The organism is uncultured Gimesia sp. (assembly GCF_963972345.1).
In the GTDB taxonomy this organism is placed as follows: Bacteria; Planctomycetota; Planctomycetia; order Planctomycetales; family Planctomycetaceae; genus Gimesia.
This window is the reverse complement of the sequence record NZ_CAXAVM010000304.1, coordinates 1-5,162: the sequence shown is the minus strand read 5'-3', so window position 1 is coordinate 5,162 and position 5,162 is coordinate 1. Positions and strand designations below refer to the sequence as shown.

General features: G+C 52.3%; 5 protein-coding genes. All 5 read right to left on the bottom strand.

What is annotated here, in order from left to right; all coding sequences use genetic code 11:
* Positions 1-1,107, bottom strand: a 1,107-nt coding sequence (locus AACZ40_RS28095; RefSeq protein WP_339676880.1) for an MFS transporter, incomplete at its 3' end; no start/stop codon positions are given.
* Between the two features lie 264 nt (positions 1,108-1,371).
* Positions 1,372-2,265, bottom strand: coding sequence for a hypothetical protein (locus tag AACZ40_RS28090; protein WP_291167199.1), 894 nt, complete (start codon positions 2,263-2,265; stop codon positions 1,372-1,374).
* Complete coding sequence (locus AACZ40_RS28085; protein ID WP_291167201.1) at positions 2,262-3,125, bottom strand: hypothetical protein; 864 nt, start codon at positions 3,123-3,125, stop codon at positions 2,262-2,264. The genes AACZ40_RS28090 and AACZ40_RS28085 overlap by 4 nt, the downstream gene beginning before the upstream one ends.
* 3 nt (positions 3,126-3,128) lie before the next feature.
* Positions 3,129-3,857, bottom strand: a complete 729-nt coding sequence (locus AACZ40_RS28080) for a hypothetical protein (RefSeq protein WP_291167203.1) — start codon at positions 3,855-3,857, stop codon at positions 3,129-3,131.
* Entirely contained in the window at positions 3,857-5,116 is a 1,260-nt protein-coding gene (locus tag AACZ40_RS28075; RefSeq protein ID WP_291167206.1) for a DUF6754 domain-containing protein, read from the bottom strand. The genes AACZ40_RS28080 and AACZ40_RS28075 overlap by 1 nt, the downstream gene beginning before the upstream one ends.
* Positions 5,117-5,162 lie beyond the last annotated feature (46 nt).

The window sequence follows — 5,162 nt, the reverse complement described above, 5'->3', positions numbered from 1 at the left end:
ATCTGCCGTACTGCGAAACACGCTGCCTGTCAAACCGAGCAGAAAAGTATACACGACCACCATCCACAGGGCAGGCATCGTGAGGACAATCAGATTCGCCAATGACAGACAGAGCATGGAGCCACATAGAATATAACGACTGGGAAAACGGTCGGTCAGCCAGCCAGCCGGAAACATCAGTACGGTAGCGCAGATCGCCTGAAAGGACATCATGCGAATGGCCCAGTTCATGGGAACACCGTGACTGCCCAGCAGGGCGATCTGGTGAAACACAAGTCCGGTTCCCACTAATGCATGAGTCGTGATGACCGTCAGAAGTTTCCAGAAAGTCGGGTCGCGTAAAACCTGGCGGACAGTCCAGGATTCAATGGTCGCGGTGATCAGAGGGCGTTTCTGTCGGGCACCGGGGAGCTCAGGCTCAGGTTCCGGTTCGTCTGCGGGGTCGATTCCATCCGGGTGCAGTCCCAGGTCTTCCGGACGATTTCTGACAATAAAGATTCCAGGCAGAATCAGGCAGACGGCGACCGTGACCGCGTGAACAAGCCAGCCGGTCTGCCAGCCATAATGGGTAATCAACCAGCTGTTCAGCAGAGGTATGGTCATCACGGAGAAGGCACTGCCAAATCCAGCAAGTGCCGTGGCACGTCCCCGTTTTTTCTCGAACCATTCTCCCACCATCCAGACGGAAATTAAAGTGAGGGCACCTTGTCCCAGGCTGCGAACGAGACTGAATCCGATATAAAGTTCCGACAGTGAGTGAATCCGCGACATGAAGAAGCAGGCGGCAGCGAGGCCCACGGCGATGATGGGCAGAATGATTCTTGCGCCAAAGTGGTCCAGCAAACGCCCGACAAACGGGAGCAGGCAGGCACTGACGATTGTGGCAAACCCGTAAGCCAGTGAGTATTGCGTCTCGGTTAACCCCAGGGAGGCTCGCATGGGATCTTTAAAAACAGCGACGGAGAAAGACTGGCCGGGGGCGGATAAAAACTGCGCCAGCGCCGCGATTCCCAGCATGGACCAGCCGGGAAAATATTTGTAAGTGGGGAGGGTGAGTTCGGGGGAGGTTGCATTCAGCTCTGCGTCAGCAGTCGACTGCGAATTCATTACAATTTATTTCTTACCTGGATTATTTGAGGTATTAACCCGGGGCGGGCGACCGGTGGGCTGAATCCAAATATAGCAGATGAGCAAATGAACGCGTAGCGTAGAAAGTAACTGCTTTTCACAAAAAACAGATCTTCATCTGATCCTTAAAGGAACCTCATCCATAAGTAATCTGGTGCCTGTGGTTTACTCAGATTGATGAGGGTAAATCAGTTACACTTTCCCATACAGATCTACCGGCATTTTTTCACGGTACACAGTAAATCAAATTCCCAGCCAGTCATTGAACAGGAACACGAGTCGGCCACTGAGCAATGCGATTCTGCCCATCACGGTATAGGCAAAGCTTGCGCCAAAGGTAACCATCAAAAACCAGATCCCCAGACGGGAAATATATTTGACGACTCCTTCATGTTCGATGGAGAAGAAGAAATAGATCATGCAGGAGACCACGCCCACGATAAAGATGGTATTTCGTAGTGATTTGATCCACAGCAGAGAGCCATCGGAGGCAAACACAATGAAGGGCATGACGGTACTTTGCAACTGTCCCACAAAGTCCGTTTCCAGATAGCTGATCAGGCGGATTCCGGCCGTGGCACCGATAAAGAATGCGAGTGGCCAGCGGGCAATCCAGCTTCCTTTGGGGGATAGACGCCATAACAATAAAATACTCAAGACGAGCGGGATCAGATAGAGATAGTCCGGCCTGGCTGTGGAATCAATATCAGGATAAAAGGTAATGCGTGCCAGGCCTGGCAGAAGTTTCGCGTACAGGTTGGTCATGATTTCTGTCCAGAACGCGACGACCATCGCGTAGGCCGCAGAAACTCCGACAAATACTGATTCCGTAAATTTATAGATCGGGTTATCGCCGTACAGAAAGGAAAAAATGGCCAGAGTACTAAATGCGGCGACCCACAGACCCAGCGTGCGTGACAAACTGAAGCGAACGTCTGGTTCCCCTTTTTCCGCTTCCGTCACCTGTTGATATCGCGTCCAGCGATAAACCTGTTCCTCTCCCTCGGGCTGAGACGCCTGGGCTTCGACGGGGATTTCACGCACGTAGACGCGACCATTTCCTTTGCTTGCCTGGAACAGCAGAAATGCACCACCGGCGACCATCAAGATTGTCCAGATGAGTGTTGATTGCTTCATTGATGCAGTCCCTGTTTTCGTTCCCAGAAATAAATCACGTTACCTAAAAATATCAGGCTGATGAGCAGAAGATGTGCTACCAGCTGAGGTCCCATGCGAACCAGGCCTTCCTTGGCGTTCGGATTGTTTTCCAGTTCGGGGTATGCGTTGATAATCGCCTGTTCGTATTCGGCGGCTCCTTTGATTGCAGCCAGCATGCCCGTCAGCTGGTCGGGGATGTAAGGCAGCATGATCGGGGCCTGGACTCCGGTGCAACCCACGACAGTGGGAATATCAAAGGGGGAAGAGCCATACAGCACCCATTCCTGTGAGCCGGGATAGCCGGCGCTGACATTACACAACAGGTCGACCTGCTGAATGTTTTTGAGGTTCTTTGTGAGGGGGATATTATCGAGGTTTGTGCCGTGAATGTCCGTGGAGTAGGACTTTTTCAGATCTTCCACGACGAGTTTAATCACGCCTTCGTTGCCGGCCCGGAATCCAAGGTTGACGTATTTTGTGCCGTATTTGCCTTTGTAGGTCTCAGGGTATTCATCCTGCAGGATGCCGATCGAATTCTGGATCATGGAAATCCCCTGAGGCCAGAGTGTCATAAAATAGATGTTATGTTTTTTGATGGCGCAATGTCGGGCGAAGGCAGACGCCATGGGCTGGAGTTCTCCCTGGCTGGCAGGATCATAATCCAGAGCCATGACCACGTTGGAACCATCGGGCAGATTATCGACGGCATCAAAAACCGCCATCACCTGATCCGAGGGGACTTCAGGAAATGTCGTGCCCATGATGAGGGGAACGGCAACGGCGATAAACATCAGGAAAAAGATCCAGCGACGATCCAGATGTTGTAGAAAGTCCAGCATTGATTACGCCTCCTGATCCGAGCCAAGGTAAGAACGGTCAACGCCTAATAAAACTTTCAGCGAAGTGGAAGCCACACCCAGGGCAATTCCAATCTTGATGGCCCGCATCCCCGGCGTGGTAAAGTCTTCCATGATGATTTCCGATAAATTCTGCAGATTAAAATCACTGTATTTGATGCCGCTCTCGCCGATAATAAATTCATCCGGAAACCAGCCTGTCAGCCAGACACTGGCGTAAGTGCGTCCCAGTAAAATGATGACGGCAATGATCAGCAGAATCGTGGCTTCCGTGTTTTTGGCACGGAAAGCCCGAAAGGCGGCGGAAGAAATATAAAACGCCAGCAGGGCAAACATGGTGGCAGAGAGCGGCGTGAAAATATATTCGAACAGCCACCAGAAGACGCCGTCTTCCTGCAGGTAATCCCCCGACCAGGCAAATTCCGGGAACTTCACATTCGGGTGTACGCCCACTTTAGCCAGCCCGACAAAAAGAGTAATGAAAAATGCAATCAGGGTGACGGCCGCATAGCCCCAGCCTGGTTGTTGTGCAGATATTTTCTGCAGCTGCATCTTGAGCAGGTTGCCACCGCCGAGGATGAAAGCAAATGCAGCAAGCAGATTGAACCAGGACATTGCAATATTACCCCAGTCCACGAACAGGGGGATAAACGCGGTTCCAATCAGGACGAACCCCGTAATCGCGGAAATCAGCAGGGGGATGGTTCGCTTCATTATTTGAAACCTCCTTTACCGAGGATATTCTCTATGATGTAGTTCGACGCGGACTGCAGGTAAGTCGGCTCCTGATTATCGGGAGCGACTCCACGTGACTGGATTGAGGAGAGGGTCATAATGAGGCAGCCGGCAATCAGCAGCAGGCCTCCAATCAGTTTTCCAAAGTCCTGTCCCTTCAGGCTGCCCAGCTGCTGGGGTTCACCTGACAGGTAAGCGGAAGCAGCAAAGAACTCTTCACCGATCAGAGTGAAATCGCAGGCAGCGACGAAGAAGGGGAGCTGGGTCGGCATCGCGGTGCCTGCGACCTGAATCGCGCCGACCGAGTTGCCGGTCTCCGCCAGGATCAGTGACTCGGCGTAAAACGCACCCATGTAAAAACAGGCCGCCGGTTTGTCCCGGACCATTTTACCCGTAACGCTGGCAACATATCCGAACTGTTCGTCGGTGATGTAGTAGATGTCATCTTCGTTGTACTCATCGGGTCGCCCTGCTGACAAGTAAGCGGCTTCCACGGTATCCCGGGCCGTCGTCATTACCAGGGAGCGGGAAGTCGGGACTTCCAGCTGGGCGCGATAGTCTGCTGTTGTCTCTGCCACCTGCGCGAGAATCGTAATGCCGGCGACAGTCTGAATGTCATTGATATCCTGAATCCCGGGGACGAACAGGCAGGATCGCCCCATTTCAGTCGCACGGCCCACTGCATCGTTAATTGCTTCCAGGCCCGCAATTTTTCTGACTTTCAGTTTTTTACCGCTCCGTGCGAGTCTGATGAAGACGATGACTGAGCCGCAGATCAATACCACAAAGACTGCGAACCAGCTGCGCTGCAGGTTAAACCATTGCAGCGAGGCGATGACTGGCTCATTGAGGACGACGGGTTTCGATGTCAGGCTCTCCTGGCCGACGGCTTCGATCTGGTAGAGATAGGGAGTACCAGCTTCACAGTTCGAATCCCGAAAGGTGTTGACCCGATAAGTGGGCTCGCCGATATTTTCAAACTTTGATTCTTCGTTATCTGCTTCCTTTCGAGAGATGACATATCGTAAAACCTTGCGCGGTTTGAGATCGGGTTGATCATCCGGCGAAAGTGTCCAGAACAGATCAATGGCAGTGCCCGCATCCCCGGGAACATCCTCGGCTCGAAAGTCAGCAGGAGGCGCTGGTGGTTCGGCTGCTCGAATTACTGATAACCCTGAGACAGAGACCAGGGGCAACAGCAGTAAAATCAGTGCAAGCTTGAATATCCGGTATTGCATAAATGATTATCCTTCGATGAGTTCCACATTGGCACGTGGAACAATC

Excerpts from the sequence above, each read along its gene's own strand:
- AACZ40_RS28090 (WP_291167199.1), bottom strand. The coding sequence starts at position 2,265 with ATGAAGCAATCAACACTCATCTGGACAATCTTGATGGTCGCCGGTGGT.
- AACZ40_RS28085 (WP_291167201.1), bottom strand. The coding sequence starts at position 3,125 with ATGCTGGACTTTCTACAACATCTGGATCGTCGCTGGATCTTTTTCCTG.
- AACZ40_RS28075 (WP_291167206.1), bottom strand. The coding sequence starts at position 5,116 with ATGCAATACCGGATATTCAAGCTTGCACTGATTTTACTGCTGTTGCCC.
- AACZ40_RS28080 (WP_291167203.1), bottom strand. The coding sequence starts at position 3,857 with ATGAAGCGAACCATCCCCCTGCTGATTTCCGCGATTACGGGGTTCGTC.